At 69.0% G+C, this 14,975-nt stretch carries 12 protein-coding genes; 3 read left to right on the top strand and 9 right to left on the bottom strand.

What is annotated here, in order from left to right; translation table 11 throughout:
• Positions 1-17 precede the first annotated feature (17 nt).
• The 3 genes from ACZ6S6_RS36170 to ACZ6S6_RS36160 all read right to left on the bottom strand — a co-directional run bounded on the left by ACZ6S6_RS36170 (position 18) and on the right by ACZ6S6_RS36160 (position 1,636).
• Complete coding sequence (locus ACZ6S6_RS36170; protein ID WP_362965186.1) at positions 18-461, bottom strand: DUF6113 family protein; 444 nt, start codon at positions 459-461, stop codon at positions 18-20.
• Positions 458-1,357 carry an N-acetyl-1-D-myo-inositol-2-amino-2-deoxy-alpha-D-glucopyranoside deacetylase gene (mshB, locus tag ACZ6S6_RS36165; protein WP_469709282.1) on the bottom strand — a complete coding sequence of 300 codons (900 nt, stop codon included), beginning with the start codon at positions 1,355-1,357 and terminating at the stop codon, positions 458-460. Before mshB ends, ACZ6S6_RS36170 begins: the two co-directional genes overlap by 4 nt.
• Positions 1,358-1,441: 84 nt before the next feature.
• The gene (locus tag ACZ6S6_RS36160) at positions 1,442-1,636 is read right to left on the bottom strand and encodes a hypothetical protein (protein ID WP_073736631.1); all 195 of its coding nucleotides are present in this window, start codon (positions 1,634-1,636) and stop codon (positions 1,442-1,444) included.
• Positions 1,637-1,845: 209 nt separating this feature from the next.
• Between ACZ6S6_RS36160 and ACZ6S6_RS36155 the strand changes: the two genes are divergently transcribed.
• Positions 1,846-3,936 carry a S9 family peptidase gene (locus ACZ6S6_RS36155; RefSeq protein WP_469709339.1) on the top strand — a complete coding sequence of 697 codons (2,091 nt, stop codon included), beginning with the start codon at positions 1,846-1,848 and terminating at the stop codon, positions 3,934-3,936.
• A gap of 3 nt (positions 3,937-3,939) precedes the next feature.
• Here the strand turns inward: ACZ6S6_RS36155 and ACZ6S6_RS36150 are convergent, their stop codons facing one another.
• The 6 genes from ACZ6S6_RS36150 to ACZ6S6_RS36125 form a co-directional block, all read right to left on the bottom strand.
• The gene (locus ACZ6S6_RS36150) at positions 3,940-5,070 is read right to left on the bottom strand and encodes a hypothetical protein (RefSeq protein ID WP_469709280.1); all 1,131 of its coding nucleotides are present in this window, start codon (positions 5,068-5,070) and stop codon (positions 3,940-3,942) included.
• A gap of 196 nt (positions 5,071-5,266) precedes the next feature.
• Positions 5,267-6,586, bottom strand: a complete 1,320-nt coding sequence (locus ACZ6S6_RS36145) for an ABC transporter ATP-binding protein (protein ID WP_469709278.1) — start codon at positions 6,584-6,586, stop codon at positions 5,267-5,269.
• Positions 6,576-7,553, bottom strand: coding sequence for an ABC transporter ATP-binding protein (locus tag ACZ6S6_RS36140; RefSeq protein ID WP_362965196.1), 978 nt, complete (start codon positions 7,551-7,553; stop codon positions 6,576-6,578). Before ACZ6S6_RS36140 ends, ACZ6S6_RS36145 begins: the two co-directional genes overlap by 11 nt.
• A 13-nt stretch (positions 7,554-7,566) precedes the next feature.
• Positions 7,567-8,547, bottom strand: coding sequence for an ABC transporter permease (locus tag ACZ6S6_RS36135; RefSeq protein ID WP_362965198.1), 981 nt, complete (start codon positions 8,545-8,547; stop codon positions 7,567-7,569).
• Positions 8,540-9,463, bottom strand: coding sequence for an ABC transporter permease (locus ACZ6S6_RS36130; RefSeq protein ID WP_362965200.1), 924 nt, complete (start codon positions 9,461-9,463; stop codon positions 8,540-8,542). The genes ACZ6S6_RS36135 and ACZ6S6_RS36130 overlap by 8 nt, the downstream gene beginning before the upstream one ends.
• 329 nt (positions 9,464-9,792) lie before the next feature.
• A complete protein-coding gene (locus ACZ6S6_RS36125; protein WP_469709275.1) occupies positions 9,793-11,433 on the bottom strand; it encodes a peptide ABC transporter substrate-binding protein in 1,641 nt (546 codons plus the stop codon).
• A gap of 507 nt (positions 11,434-11,940) precedes the next feature.
• Between ACZ6S6_RS36125 and ACZ6S6_RS36120 the strand changes: the two genes are divergently transcribed.
• Both ACZ6S6_RS36120 and ACZ6S6_RS36115 read left to right on the top strand, forming a co-directional pair.
• A complete protein-coding gene (locus tag ACZ6S6_RS36120; RefSeq protein WP_362965204.1) occupies positions 11,941-12,969 on the top strand; it encodes an ABC transporter permease in 1,029 nt (342 codons plus the stop codon).
• Between the two features lie 71 nt (positions 12,970-13,040).
• Positions 13,041-14,828, top strand: coding sequence for an ABC transporter substrate-binding protein (locus ACZ6S6_RS36115; protein ID WP_362965207.1), 1,788 nt, complete (start codon positions 13,041-13,043; stop codon positions 14,826-14,828).
• The last annotated feature ends 147 nt before the right edge of the window (positions 14,829-14,975 follow it).

Genomic DNA, 14,975 nt, shown 5'->3' with positions numbered 1-14,975 from the left:
GGATCGGACGTGGCACATTACTTGCCAGGCCGGACGCTGTCGGCACCCGGTCGGGGTGCCCGCGACATGGTGGCACAGATCACAGCGACGACCATCCCGCCCAGCATGAAGAGGGCGAGGCCCAGTTCATCACCGAAGACATAGTCGCCCTCAGGGCGTCCGCCCAGCAGAACAATGACCGAAACCAGCCACCCCGCGGCGGGTGCCAGGGCGCCGGGCTGCGTACCCATGAGGACGCGGCCGCCGTAGAAGAGACCGCCGGACGCGAGCAGCGTGAGCAGCAATCCGCCCGGGAACCAGGCGGATTGGACCAGTGTCCCGGCGATCCCGACGACCGCGCCGAGGACCGCGAGGCCCAGCAGGGCGGCGATCCGGCGGGGGTTGAGGGGAGCGGCGAGACCGGTGGCCGGAATGTCCCTCGGAGGTGCGTTGGTCCGGGCGGCCCGCTGCCTGCTGCTCACTGGTCCACTCCCGTCACACCGGCGAAGAGATCGTGTTCCCGCGTCCCCGGCGCGGCGCCCGGGGTGCCGCTCACCAACTCGTAGTACTCGGTGGTGAGGACGGGCTGGCCCAGATCGTTGGACAGGGCGAAGAAGGGGCCGCTCAGCGCGATCTGGGTGGCGTGCGCCCGCATCGCCGCGGCCTTGGCCTCCGCGTGGCGGGTGCCGTCGATCTCCGTGGTGATCAGGGTGTCGTTCACCACACCCGGTACGTCGTCGATCGCGGCGATGCCCGGGAAGGTGTCGGGGGCGGTGGCCCGCAGGTGCGCGAAGGTTTCCTCGGCGACCGTGCGCGGCACCCGGTTCCAGTAGATCTTGGCGATCGTGTGCGGGGCGCCGGAGCCCGCGCGGCAGTCGGGGTCGGCGGCCAGTTCGGCGGCCCGTGTGGCGACCCGGTGCGCCTGGATGTGGTCGGGGTGCCCGTAGCCCCCGTCGGGGTCGTAGGTGACCAGGACCTGGGGGCGGACCGAGCGGATCACCTCCACGAGGTACCCGGCGGCCTCGTCCACGTCGGCGGACCAGAAGGCTCCGGGGCGGTCGTTCTGCTCGGCGCCCATCATTCCGGAGTCGCGGAACCGGCCGGGGCCGCCGAGGAAGCGGTGGTCGGTGACCCCCAGCGCCTTCATGGCCGCCGCGAGTTCACCCTGCCGCCAGGGCCCCAGGGAGTCGTCCCGGTCGGCCGCGAGGTGCGCGAGCTCGGGCGGGATGATCTCGCCCTCCTCGCCGAGCGTGCAGGTCACCAGCGTGACCAGGGCACCGTCGGCCGCATATCTGGCCATGGTGGCGCCGTTGTTGATCGACTCGTCGTCGGGGTGCGCGTGCACCAGGAGCAGACGCCGGGCGGGAAGGTCCGTCATGGGGACCACCCTACGAGCCGACGGCCCCGATGGCCGACGGCGCCCACGCGCCGGGCGCCGACGAACCGCGGACGGTTGTCGCTGTCAGAATTTGAGCCCTCCGATCATGCCCGCCACGTTCGTCGTCACCTCGGAGATCGTGGGCGCGATGGACGAGCTGGCGAGATAGAAACCGAGCAGCATGCAGACCACCGCATGTCCGCCCTTCAGTCCGGACTTCCGGACCAGCAGGAAGACGACGATCGCCAGCAGCACCACCGCCGAAATCGAGAGTGCCACGGCGGTTCACCTCCATCAGTGGGGTCGGGACGGGCAGCACGCATGGAGCCAGCAGGTTCATACCCACCGAGCGCTACGGATCATAACTATCTGTGGCAAGGCATTGATCGGGGCACAGCAGCACGAGGGGCGCACGGGCGGAGGGCGGCCGATAGGTTCGGCACATGACTTCGTCAGAGATCACCTTTCCGCTCCAGTTGGCCCGGACGATGCGCTTCACCCTGGGCGCACCCCGCGCGTTCACCGTGTCACCCGATGGTGAGCGGGTGATCTTCCTGCGCTCGGGCTCGGGCACCGACCGGTCGGGCCGGCTCTGGGTGCTGGACCTGGACGGCGACGGCGCACCGCGGGAGCGGGTGGTGGCCGATCCGGCGGTGCTGCTGGGCGGCTCGGCGGAGCGGCTGTCGGTGCAGGAGCGGGCCCGGCGCGAGCGGAGCCGCGAGGGGTCCTCCGGGGTCGTGGGCTACGCGGTGGACGCGGCGGCCGAGTTGGCCGCGTTCGCGCTCTCCGGGAAGGTGTACGTCGCGGACCTGCGGGCGGGAGGGGCGCGCGCGCTGCCCGTGCCCGGTCCGGTGATCGATCCGCGCCCCTCCCCGAACGGACGACACATCGCATACGTGTCCAAGGGGGCGCTGCGCGTCGTGGGCGCCGGCGGCGAGGACGACAGGGCGCTCGCGGAGCCCGAGGACGCACAGGTGTCCTACGGCCTCGCGGAGTTCATCGCGGCCGAGGAGATGCAGCGCTCGCGGGGCTTCTGGTGGTCGCCCGAGTCGGACCGGCTGCTCGTCGCCCGGGTCGACGACAGCCCGGTGCAGCGGTGGTGGATCGCCGACCCGGCGCACCCGGAGCGCAAGCCCGCCGAGATCGCGTACCCGGCGGCCGGGACGCCCAACGCCGTGGTCCAGCTCTACGTGGTGGACCTGGCCGGAAAGCGCACCGAAGTGGTGTGGGACCGGGCCCGGTTCCCGTATCTGGCGGGGGTGCACTGGTCGTCGGACGGGGCACCGCTGCTGCTCGTGCAGGCCCGTGACCAGCGGAGCCAGCTCCATCTCGCGGTGGACCCGGAGACCGGCACGACCCGGACGGTGCACGTCGACGAGGACCCGGTCTGGCTGGACCTGTTCCCGGGGGTGCCGGCGTGGGCGCCGGACGGGCGGCTCGTACGGATCGCGGACGAGGGCGGGGCGCGGGTCCTCGCGGCCGGCGACCGGCCGCTGACCGGGGCGCAGTTGCAGATCCGGTCGGTCCTGGACATCGGCGAATCGGACATCCTGGTGACGGCGACGGCGGGCGAGCGGGCGGCCGCGCCGGAGATCGGCGAGAGCCATGTCTACCGGGTCAACGAGCTGGGCGTGGAGCGGGTCTCGGAGGGCGCGGGCGTGCATTCCGCGGTCCGGGCGGGCGGGGTGACGGTACTGCTCTCCACCTTCCCGGACCGGCCGGGAGCGACCGCTCAGGTGCTCCGGGACGGGAAGCGGATCGCCACCGTCGCGAACCACGCGGAGCAGCCGGTGCTGTCCGTCCGGGCTCAGTTCACCGAAGGGGGCGCACGGCGGATTCCGTGCGCCGTGCTGCTCCCCACCGGATACAAGGAATCGGATGGTCCGCTTCCGGTTCTGATGGATCCGTACGGCGGGCCGCACGGCCGCCGGGTGGTCGCCACCCACAACACACATCTCACCTCGCAGTGGTTCGCGGACCAGGGTTTCGCCGTGGTCGTCGCGGACGGCCGGGGCACCCCGGGCCGTTCACCCGGCTGGGAGAAGGCGGTCAAGCACAACATGACCCTCACCCTCGACGACCAGGTCGAGGCGCTGCACGCGCTCGCCGAGCGGTTCCCGCTGGACCTGGAGCGGGTGGCCATCCGCGGCTGGTCGTACGGCGGCTATCTGGCGGGCATGGCCGTGCTGCGGCGGCCCGACGTGTTCCACGCGGCGGTCGTGGGCGCCCCGGTGACCGATCAGCGGCTCTACGACACCCATTACACGGAGCGCTACCTGGGCGACCCGGCGACCCAGCCCGAGGTGTACGCGTACAACTCGCTGGTCACCGACGAGGGACTGTCGCACGCCGCCGAGCAGGAGCGGCCGATGCTGATCGTGCACGGTCTCGCGGACGACAACGTGGTGGTCGCGCACACGCTGCGGCTGTCCTCGGCGCTGCTCGCCGCGGGGCGGCCGCACGAGGTGCTGCCGCTGAGCGGGGTGACCCACATGACCCCGCAGGAGAAGGTGGCGGAGAACCTGCTGCTGCTCCAGGTGGACTTCCTGAAGCGGTCCCTGGCGGGCCCTGCCGCGTAGGACCTACCAGCCCGGCGGCGGCCGGGAGGGCGGCGGGGGCGGTCCGAAGCCGCCGCCCTGCGGGTATCCGTATCCCGGGGCGGGCGGCTGCTGCCCCGGGTACGGGCCGGCGTCCTGTCCGGGGTGCGCCTCGGGGCCGTACCCGGGTGTTCCGTATCCCGGGGTGCCGTACTCCGGCTGCCCGTATCCCGGCCCGCCGTAGCCGGAGCCGTACCCCGGTCCGTACGGGCCGGGGACGTCGGCGAAGCCCCTGGGGGCCAGCGCGATCAGCACCACCACGGCGACGAACGCCTCGAAGAGCCGGCTGAGCAGCATGAGCTGGGTCTCGGTCGGCAGCGAACCGAAGTGGTCGAGCAGGTCGTAGCGCACGATCCGGACGACGCCCAGCGCCCCGCCGGGCAGCAGCAGCGCGGCGGCCACCAGACCGAACGGCCTTGAGTGCACGGCGTGGAAGAGTGCGCTCGCCCCCGCGAACAGGCAGAGCAGGGCCGTCAGCACGGTTCCCCAGCCCGGCGGCGGACCGATCACCCCGTGGACGATCCGGTCGCCGCCCACGTACCAGTCGGGGAAGGCCTCCGGGTACTTCACGACCTGGTGGACCTCCCAGGCGATCAGCACCGCCCCGGCCGCGCACAGCAGCAGGAACGCGGTGACCGAGGCGCCCGGTCCGGGCCGGGTGGGCAGCCGCTCGTAGGAGTCGGCCGGCGGACGGCGCCCGGCCCCGGCGGTGATGAGCAGCGCGATGCCCGCCGCGAGGCCCGCGAAGGCGCAGATCAGCGCCCGGGTGCGCAACTCGTCCGAGAAGGACGGCTCCATCGCGCGGCTGCCGATGTTCCAGAGTCCGGGCAGCCGTACGGCAAGGGTGACCACTCCGGTGGCGACGAGCACCGCGGCGGCGACCGAGGAGCGGAGCGCGGCGACCGCGGCGACCGCGTACACCACGAGCAGGGCGGCATCCGTGGCCGTGGTCGCGGGCAGCGTGTGCGGGCGGGCGTCGTGGAACCCGGCCCAGTACCGCCACAGCTGGTCGAACTCCGCGGCCCTGATGTCCCGTACGAGCCAGCTCGCGACGATCACCGCGAGCAGACCGCAGAGGACGGCGCCGGTGACTCTTGCTCCCCGCGTGAGTATCACCCGAGCGATACTCCACCGCCCCCGGGCTCCCGACAAGGGGGCCGCGACCGCGCGGTCCTGTCGGGCGACCGGCCGGGGGACTTGACGCCCCCCGGCCGGTCCACGGCACCCGCACGGCCGTACGTCGTCCATGCTGACGGGTCCGTATATCGGACGTGAGACGGCCGGGTTGCCCGTGCGTTAACGGTTCGCCGGGTCAGTCGGCCCGGCTGCTCCCGGCGGGCGGCGGCCCCTCGTCGCCGCCCTCCGGCGGCGTCCCGTGCCCCTGGCCCGGCTGACCCTGGCCCGGCTGACCCTGGCCCGGCTGCTGTTGCTGCTGCGACGGCGGCCTGCGGGCCTCCTTGTCCACCTTCTCCACGTCCGGGCCGGGCCCGCCCTCCCCCGTCCCCGCCCCCTCCGGCGGCAGCAGGTGCTTCTCCTCCGCGAAGTGGCAGGCCGAATCGTGCCGGGCCGGGGTGTCCGTCAGCCGGAAGACCGCCGGGACGGCCAGCAGCGGCACCTCCAGCTCGCACCGCTCCTGTGCCTTCCAGCAGCGGGTGCGGAAGCGGCAGCCGGAGGGCGGGTTGGCGGGCGAGGGCACGTCGCCGTGCAGGATGATCCGCTCGCGGTACTCGCGCGCCATCGGGTCCGGCACCGGCACGGCGGAGAGCAGCGCCTGGGTGTACGGGTGCGTGGGGTGCTCGTAGATCTCCTCGTCGGTGCCGATCTCCGCGAACCGGCCCAGGTACATGACGCCGACCCGGTCGGAGATGTGCCGGACGATCGACAGGTCGTGCGCGATGAAGACGTAGCTCAGGTTGAACTCCGACTGGAGCCGGTCCAGCAGGTTGACGACCTGCGCCTGGACGGAGACGTCGAGGGCCGAGACCGGTTCGTCGGCGACGATGATCTCGGGGTTGAGCGCGAGGCCGCGGGCGATGCCGATGCGCTGGCGCTGCCCGCCGGAGAACTGGTGCGGGTACCGGTTGATGTACTCCGGGTTGAGGCCGACGACATCGAGCAGGTCCTGCACCTTGCGCCGGCGGTCGCCCTTCGGGGCCACCTCGGGGTGGATCTCGTACGGCTCCCCGATGATGTCGCCCACCGTCATCCGCGGGTTCAGGGAGGTGTACGGGTCCTGGAACACCATCTGGATGTTGCGGCGCACCGCCTTCAGGGCGCGGCCCGACAGCTTGGTGATGTCCTCGCCCTTGTACCGGATCATTCCGGCCGTCGGCTCCTCCAGGTGCACGAGCAGCCGGGCGACGGTCGACTTCCCGCAGCCGGACTCGCCCACGATGCCGAGGGTCTCGCCCGCCGACAGGTCGAAGGAGACCCCGTCGACCGCCTTGACGGCCCCGATCTGCTTCTTGAACACGATGCCCCGGGTCAGCGGGTAGTGCTTGACGAGGTCGCGCACCTCCAGGATCGGTTCCCTGCCCGCCTGGGCGCTCGTCTCCCGTGACTTGGCCAGCAGGGCGCGTGCCACCTCGCCCTCCTGGCGCGCTTCCCTGCGCCCCGAGTGATCAGCGTGCATCGAGCGTCTCCTTCCAGAAGTAGCAGGCGCTCTGACGGTTCTCGGCCACGTCGAACAGCGGCGGTACGTCGACGCGGCAGATGTCCTGGGCCATCGGGCAGCGCGGGTTGAAGGCGCAGCCGGGCGGGATGTGCAGCAGGTTGGGCGGCAGCCCCTTGATCGCGTACAGCTCCCGGCCCTTCTGGTCCAGGCGCGGGATCGAGCGGAGCAGGCCCTGCGTGTACGGATGCGCGGGCGCCTGGTAGATGTCGTGGACCGGCGAGGTCTCGACGATCCGGCCCGCGTACATCACGGCGATCTTGTCCGCGACGTCGGCGACGACGCCGAGGTCGTGGGTGATCAGGATCAGGCCCATGTTCAGTTCGCGCTGGAGCTCCGCGAGCAGGTCCATCACCTGGGCCTGGACGGTGACGTCGAGGGCGGTGGTGGGCTCGTCCGCGATGATCAGCGAGGGCTCCAGGGCCAGCGCCATGGCGATCATGATGCGCTGGCGCATGCCGCCGGAGAACTGGTGCGGGTAGTTGCCGACCCGTTCCTTGGCGGCCGGGATGCGCACCCGGTCCATCAGCTCGACGGCCTTGGCCTTCGCGTCCTTGCGAGACGCCCCCCGGTGCACCACGAACATCTCGCCGAGCTGCTCGCCCACCGTCAGCACGGGGTTGAGGGAGGAGAGCGCGTCCTGGAAGATCATCGCCATCTCCTGGCCGCGGATCTTGCGGCGCTCCTCCCTCTTGAGCTTCAGCAGGTCGCGGTCCTTGAAGAGGATCTCGCCGCCGCTGATCTTTCCCGGCGGCATGTCGAGGATGCCCATGATCGCCTGTGCGGTGACCGACTTGCCGGAGCCGGACTCGCCGAGCACGGCGAGCGTCTCGCCCTCGGACACCGAGTAGTTGACCCCGTTGACGGCTTTGGCGACCCCGTCCCGGGTGTGGAACTCCACGTGCAGATCGCGCACTTCGAGCAACATGGCAGCGGACTCCTCAGCGCAGCTTGGGGTCGAGGGCGTCGCGCACCGCGTCGCCGAGCATGATGAACGCGAGCACGGTGACCGCCAGCGCGCCGGCCGGCCAGAGGAGCATGTGCGGGGCGTTGCGGATGTTCTGCGAGGCCGACGAGATGTCGATGCCCCAGCTGACCGTGGGGGGCTTCAGTCCGACACCGAGGTAGGAGAGCGTCGCCTCCAGCGCGATGTACGTACCCAGCGCGATGGTGGCGACCACGATGACGGGTGCCACGGCGTTGGGTGCGACATGCCTCAGCAGCATCCGGGAGTTGGACGCGCCGAGGGCGCGTGCCGCCTGGACGTAGTCGTGCTGCTTCGCCGTGATCACCGCGCCGCGGGCGATCCTGGAGATCTGCGGCCAGCCGAGCAGCACCATGAATCCGATGACCGGCCAGACGGTGTTGCTGGTGACCACCGACAGTAGGACCAGACCGCCCAGCACCACGGGAATGGCGAAGAAGATGTCGGTGACGCGGGAGAGGACGGCGTCCCAGCCGCCGCCGAAGAAGCCCGCGAGCCCGCCGAGCAGGCCGCCGAGCAGCGCGACACCCAGGGTGGCGCAGACGCCGACGGTGACGGACGCCCTGGCGCCGTAGACGACCCGGGTGTAGACGTCGCAGCCCTGCGCGTTGAATCCCATCGGGTGGCCCGGCTGGGAGCCCTGCTGTGCCTTGGCCAGATCGCACTTGAGCGGGTTGCCGGACGCGATGAGCGAGGGCCAGATCGCGATGAGGACCAGGAAGACGATGATCAGGGACGAGACGATGAAGACGGGGTTGCGCCTCAGGTCGCGCCAGGCGTCGGCCCACAGGCTTCCCGCCCGTTCCCTGGGCCCGCCGCCGTCCGGGCCGCCCGGTGTCCCCTCCAGTGTGGTGCCCTCGCTCATGGCGAGGTCCGCCGCTCCGCCGGCACCGGTCCCGGCGATGGCGTCCTGGTGCTCGGGCTGAGGTTCAGGCATAACGGATCCTCGGGTCGAGTACGGAGTACAGGAGGTCGACGACCAGGTTGGCGATGAGGAAGACCAGCACCAGGATGGTGGCGAAGCCGACCACGGTCTGGGTGTTCTGCCGCAGGATGCCCTGGTAGATCTGGTATCCGACGCCGTGGATGTTGAAGATCCGCTCGGTGACGATCGCACCGCCCATCAGCGCGCCGATGTCCGTACCGATGAAGGTGACGACGGGGATCAGCGAATTGCGCAGCAGGTGGCGCACGATGACGCGACGTCTGGGCAGCCCCTTCGCCACGGCCGTGCGCACGTAGTCGGCGCGGGAGTTCTCGGCGATCGACGTCCTGGTGAGGCGGGTGACGTAGGCCAGCGAGACCGAGGCGAGCACCAGTCCGGGCAGGATGAGTTCGTCGAACGGCGCGTCCGAGGACACCGTCGGGGAGATGACGGACCACTTCACGCCGAGCAGGTACTGGAGTACGTAGCCCGTGACGAAGGTGGGGATCGCGATCACGACGAGCGTCGCCACCAGGACCGAGTTGTCGACGACCCGGCCCCTCCTGAGTCCGCTGATGACGCCGAGCGTCACGCCCACGATGATCTCGAAGATGATCGCGACGACGGTCAGCCGCAGGGTGACCGGATAGGCGGTCGCCATCAGCTCGGTGACCTTCTGCCCGTTGAAGGCGGTACCGAAGTCGCCGGTGAACACATTGCCCATGTAGGTCAGGTATTGCTGCCAGACGGGCTTGTCGAGGCCGAACTCCCTCTTCAGCTGGGCGGCCGTCGTCGGGTCGCACTGCCGGTCGCCGCAGAGGCCCGCGATCGGGTCCCCCATCACGTTCACCATCAGGAAGAGCAGCAGCGTGGCTCCGATGAAGACCGGAATCATCTGGAGCAGACGACGGATCACATAACGCCCCATGTCACCCTCCGCACATCGATCGGGCAGCGGACTCCGGCCGGTGCTCGCTCCGGGGCGGATCGGGACCTCATGAACGGCTGCATCGCGCAGTCACCTCCCTGTTGCCACCGGCCTCCCCGAGCGGCCGTTGACTCGGTTGCCGGGTCGCTCACTGTCCCGACGTGAACCAAATAACATCCCATTTCGTACGTAATAGCATCTTCTGGGCACCCTCACGGGAACACCGGTGCGCCGGAAGGGGCCAAACGTGTGACGAGCGGCGGAACCGGACGCGAACGCCGCGGCCCGGCGCCCTCACGGGGAGCCGGGCCGCGGCGTTCGCTACGGGGTCACTTGACCTTGATCTCGCTGTAGACCGGCACGCTGAAGGGGTTCAGCGCGACGTTCGAGACCTTCGTGGAGTAGCCGGCGCTGCCGTTCTGGTACCAGAGGGGGATGGCCGCCATGTTGTCCCGGACCACGGCTTCGGCCTCCTTGAAGGTCTTGACCGCCTTGGCCTTGTCCGACTCGGCGTTGGCCTGGTTGACCAGGCTGTCGAACTTCTTGTCCGTCCACTTCCCGTCGTTGGACGAGGCGTTGGTGTAGTAGAGCGGCTGCAGGAAGTTCTGGATGAGCGGGTAGTCCATCTGCCAGCCGGCACGGAACGGGCCCGGCATCTTCTTCTGGGTGATCTTGTTCCGGAAGTCGGCGAACGTTCCTGTCGGACTGCCCACGCAGGCCTTGTCGTTGCCGAGCGCGTTGTTGATGCTGTTGCAGACCGCGTCCACCCAGTCCTTGTGGCTGCCCGTGTCGGCGTTGTAGCCGATCTTGACCTGCCCGCCGGGGATGCCGCCGCCCTGCGAGACCAGCTTCTTGGCCTCCGCGGGGTTGTACTCGCACAGGCTGCCGCAGAAGCCCGCCTGGTAGCCGCCCGCCGCACCCAGCACCGGCGAGGTCCAGTCCGTGGCGGGGGTCCGCGTCTTGTTGAAGATCGTCTCGGTGATCTGCTTGCGGTTGATGGCCATGGACAGCCCCTTGCGGACCTTGTCGCTGTCCGCCTTGTCCCACGCCTTGTCGTAGAACGGGAAGGCCAGGGTCTGGATGATGCCGGCCGGGGTGTTGATGTAGCGGTCCCCCAGGTCCGCCTTGACGTTCTTCAGCTGCGAGGCGGGGACGTCGTCCACCAGGTCGAGGTTGCCGGCCACCAGGTCGGTGTAGGCGGTGTTGTTGTCGGTGTAGACCTTGAGGTCGATGCCACCGTTCTGCGCCTTGTCGTCACCGGGGTACTTGTCCCACTTGCGCAGGGACATCTGTGAACCCCTGGTGTACGACTTGATGGTGTAGGGGCCGTTGCCGACCGGCTTCTTCAGCCAGGCGGCGTGGTCGCTGAAGAAGGCCTGGGGCAGCGGGGCGAACGCCGCGTAGCCCAGCGTGTCGGGCCACAGGGAGAACTTCTGGCTGAGCTTGACGGTGAACGTCCGCGCGCCGGTGACCTTCAGCCCCGACATCGCGCCGGCGGCCTGGGCACCGGAATCCGGGTGCACCTTGTCATAGCCGTCGATCTGGCCGAAGAAGTAGGCGTTCTTCTGGTTGTTCTTGAGGCTCGCGCCGTAGTTCCACGCGTCCACGAAGGACTTGGCGGTGACCTTCTCACCGTTGGAGAACGTCCATCCGTCCTTCACGGTGACGGCGAAGGTCTTGGAGTCGGAGGTGTCGATCTTCTCCGCCAGCATGTCCTCGGCCGCGCCGGTCTTGGGGTTGTAGCGCTTGAGCCCCCGGAAGACCATGTCGAGGACCTTGCCGCCCTGCACCTCGTTGGTGTTCGCCGGCTCCAGCGGGTTCTGCGGGTCACCCCACGAAGAACTCACCACCCCATTGGCACCGCCGCCGCCACCGCCACCGCCACTGTCGCCCCCTCCACCGCAGGCGGTCGCCGCCAGAGCGACGGCGATCGCGCATGCGGCCCACTTGACCTGTGTGGCTCCGCGCATGGAGTGCCTCCTCATAGTGCTCCGTCTTACTTGATGTCAAATATCACGGCATACCGGACCTTACGCACATTTACCCCCGCCATCCGGGCACGCCGAGGGCAACCCGGATGCGGGCGAGGGGCGCCCGACCGGACGTTTTTGTCAGGCGCATGACACATCAACCGAGAGGGGAGAAGCGGCCTGACGGGCGGCGGAGCGGTAACGGCAACACAACGAACGGGCATCAACCTGACACCCCTCCGACCGGATGCACGAATTCCGAGACACGGCCGCCCGGATATCGGACTCATTGGCGGACTTCCGACGATTCGCCATGGAATCGACTCCGGAACAAGTAAATAGAAAGCAAAGACACGACCTTGATTAGGTCATGTATAGGTCAAGCTTCCAAAGAGCAGCTCAAGTCGGTCCGACATTCATTGACCCTGCATGAATTGCGTTGAAAAAGTCCGGGTAGCCCGTAGGTGTGCCCTGCGGAGTCCTTCGACCCTCCGGGCCAGGAGCACCATGACGATTCCAACCTCGAACGCAGCAGCCCCTCTTGAGGTGGCGGACGCGAAGACACCTGCGCCGTCCGGACCTTCGGTGCCCAAGGGCAGTGACGGCCGGTCCCCGGGCAAAATGGCCTGGCGACGGTTCAAGCGTGACCGTACCGGTGTTATTTCAGCTTACGTAGTCATTTTCTTCTTTGTGGTGGCCATCTGCGCGCCCCTGATAGCCAAGCTGTACGGGAAGAACCCCTACACGACGTACGGATCGAACGACACCAGCCTGCTGGACGACTTCGGCTCTCCCGTACTGCCCAACGGCGGCATGAGCAGCGACTTCTGGTTCGGCATCGAGCCGGGCCTCGGCCGGGACGTCTTCACCTTCCTGCTCTACGGCATCCGCAACTCCCTGCTCATCGCCACGGCCACCACGCTTCTGGTGGCCGTGATCGGCATCGCCGTCGGCATCACCGCGGGCTACCTCGGCGGGAAGACGGACTACCTGGTCGGCCGGGTCATCGACATCCTGCTGGCCTTCCCGTCCACGCTCTTCTTCATCGCCTTCTGGCCGGTGCTGCTCTCGATCCTGGTCTCTCCCGAGGAGTCCACCCCGGTCTGGCTGACCGTCGTCAGCCTCATCACGATCATGACCGCCTTCGGCTGGGCATCCATCGCCCGCCTGCTGCGCGGCGAGGTCCTCGCCCTGCGCGAGCGCGAGTTCGTCGAGGCGGCCAGGGTGACCGGCGCCTCGCCGACCCGAATCATCTTCAAGGAACTGCTGCCCAACCTCTGGACGCCGATCCTTATCCAGGCCACGCTCGCGCTGCCCGCGTTCGTCACGGCGGAGGCCGGCCTCTCCTTCCTCGGCGTGGGTCTCACCGACCCGACACCCGACTGGGGCGTGATGATCCAGCGCGGATCGAACGTCTACCAGAGCGACATCACGTTCATGCTCTTCCCCGGCGTCACGATGGTGATCTTCGTGATCGCCTTCAACCTGCTGGGTGACTCGGTGCGTGACGCACTGGATCCGAAGACCAAGCGCTGAACCGCACTTCCTCCGGCCGGGCGACGGGGCCCACCGGATCGATCGTTCTCCCTCGACCAGAGCAGGAAGCCATGTCCCTCTCCCGCAGAAACTTCGTCATCGCCACGTCGGTCGCAGCCGGCGGTTCGATGGTCCTCTCCGCCTGCAGCAGCGGCAGCTCCGACACCGACAAGGGTGGCAAGGACAGCGGTCACGGTGGCGCCGACAAGTACACCGGCTCGGTCGTCGTCGGCACCAAGGCCGACTCCACCGGCCCCGCGGCCGAGGTCCCGGGCGCGAAGAAGGGCGGCACCATCCGCGGCATCGCCCCGGACGACTTCTCGCACCTCGACCCGCAGCGGATGTACTTCGTCTGGAACTCCGCCGTCGGTGACCTCTTCCTCCGCTGCCTGACCGGCTACAAGATCGCCGCCGACGGCTCGATGAAGCTGGTCGGTGACCTGGCCACCGACGCGGGCACCATGAGCGACGCTGGCAAGACCTGGTCCTTCACCCTGAAGGACGGCCTCAAGTGGGAGGACGGCAAGGAGCTCACCGTCGAGGACGTGCGCCACGGCATAGAGCGCGGCTTCGCCAGCTTCACCACCGAGGGCGCGGGCTACGCCCAGCAGGCGCTGACCGGCGTGACCGACTTCCGGTCGAAGTACAAGGGCCCCTTCGGTGGCAAGCACCTCGCCTCGGTGGTGACCGACAAGGCCGCGAAGACCATCACCTTCAAGCTCGCCGAGTCCCGCCCGGACTTCAACTTCACCCTGGCGATGAGCTCCTACGGTGCCGTCCCGGTCAAGGGCGACAGCAAGGAGAAGTACGACAAGGACCCGGTCTCGTCCGGTCCGTACCGCATCAAGGCGCACTCCGTCGACAAGTCGATGACGCTGGTACGCAACCCGCACTGGGACCCGGCCACGGACTCGATCCGTAACGCCTACCCGGACAGCTTCGTCTACGAGTTCGGCCCGGAGTCCCTCCAGGCCGCGGACCGTCTGATCGCCGACGACGGCGACGACAAGTACGCCGTCATGGCGTACAGCGGTGTCCCCGCCGAGCGCATCCAGAAGGTCCTCACCGACCCGGAGCTGAAGAAGCGCACCTTCAACGGTCTGCTGACCGGCGTCTACTACTACGCCATCAACACCAAGCGGATCACCGACCTGAAGGTGCGCCAGGCACTCATCCACGCCTGGCCGCTGGAGCAGATCCGCAAGATCTACGGCGGTCCCTCGGCCGGTGACTACGCGACGTCGATCCTCAGCCCCGACATCCTGGGCTACGCCAAGGACGACGTCTACGGCAAGCTGAAGAAGCCGCAGGGCGACCCGGAGATGGCGAAGAAGTTGCTGAAGGAGGCCGGCAAGACCGGTCAGAAGATCGTCTACGCGTTCCCGCAGAGCGCCAACTACGACAAGACCAAGGTCGTCATCGAGAACGCCCTCAAGGCGGCCGGCTTCAACCCGGTCATCAAGCCGCTGGACTCCACCAGCTACTACGACCAGATCCAGCAGATCGACAACAGGTTCGACGTGATGTGGTTCGGCTGGGCCCCGGACTGGCCGACCGGCTACACGCTGATCCAGCCGCTGTTCGACGGCGGCTCGGTCGCCAACGGCGCCAACAACATCTCGCAGCTGAAGGTCGACTGGGTCGACGCCGCGATCAAGAAGAACGTCCTCATCGCCGACCCGGCCGAGGCCGGAAAGGCCTGGGCCGCCCTGGACAAGCGGATCATGACGGAGGAGGCGCCGATCATCCCCGAGACGTTCCAGCGCCGCTTCTACCTGTATGGCGAGAAGGTCGGCGGGGCCATGTTCCACCCGCAGTACTCCTCGGCCGTCTTCTACAAGCTGTTCGTGAAGGCCTGACGCCGACACTCCTGAGGCGGGGCGCCCCTGCGGCGCCCCCCGGGGGGCCCCGGCGCGGGGGGGGGGGGGGGGGGGGGGGGGCGGGGGGGGGGGGGGGTGGGGGGGGGGGGGGGGGGGGGCCCCCGGGCCGGCCCCGGTGAGGGTCTG

Source organism: Streptomyces sp. NPDC048671 (assembly GCF_055587045.1).
This window is presented reverse-complemented; position numbering and strand designations above follow the sequence as displayed.

What these genes read in the sequence shown, in the direction of transcription:
- mshB (WP_469709282.1), bottom strand. Translation starts at nt 1,357, where the DNA reads ATGACGGACCTTCCCGCCCGGCGTCTGCTCCTGGTGCACGCGCACCCC.
- ACZ6S6_RS36155 (WP_469709339.1), top strand. Translation starts at nt 1,846, where the DNA reads ATGCGCTTCACCCTGGGCGCACCCCGCGCGTTCACCGTGTCACCCGAT.
- ACZ6S6_RS36145 (WP_469709278.1), bottom strand. Translation starts at nt 6,586, where the DNA reads ATGCACGCTGATCACTCGGGGCGCAGGGAAGCGCGCCAGGAGGGCGAG.
- ACZ6S6_RS36140 (WP_362965196.1), bottom strand. Translation starts at nt 7,553, where the DNA reads ATGTTGCTCGAAGTGCGCGATCTGCACGTGGAGTTCCACACCCGGGAC.
- ACZ6S6_RS36135 (WP_362965198.1), bottom strand. Translation starts at nt 8,547, where the DNA reads ATGCCTGAACCTCAGCCCGAGCACCAGGACGCCATCGCCGGGACCGGT.
- ACZ6S6_RS36130 (WP_362965200.1), bottom strand. Translation starts at nt 9,463, where the DNA reads ATGGGGCGTTATGTGATCCGTCGTCTGCTCCAGATGATTCCGGTCTTC.
- ACZ6S6_RS36125 (WP_469709275.1), bottom strand. Translation starts at nt 11,433, where the DNA reads ATGCGCGGAGCCACACAGGTCAAGTGGGCCGCATGCGCGATCGCCGTC.
- ACZ6S6_RS36120 (WP_362965204.1), top strand. Translation starts at nt 11,941, where the DNA reads ATGACGATTCCAACCTCGAACGCAGCAGCCCCTCTTGAGGTGGCGGAC.
- ACZ6S6_RS36115 (WP_362965207.1), top strand. Translation starts at nt 13,041, where the DNA reads ATGTCCCTCTCCCGCAGAAACTTCGTCATCGCCACGTCGGTCGCAGCC.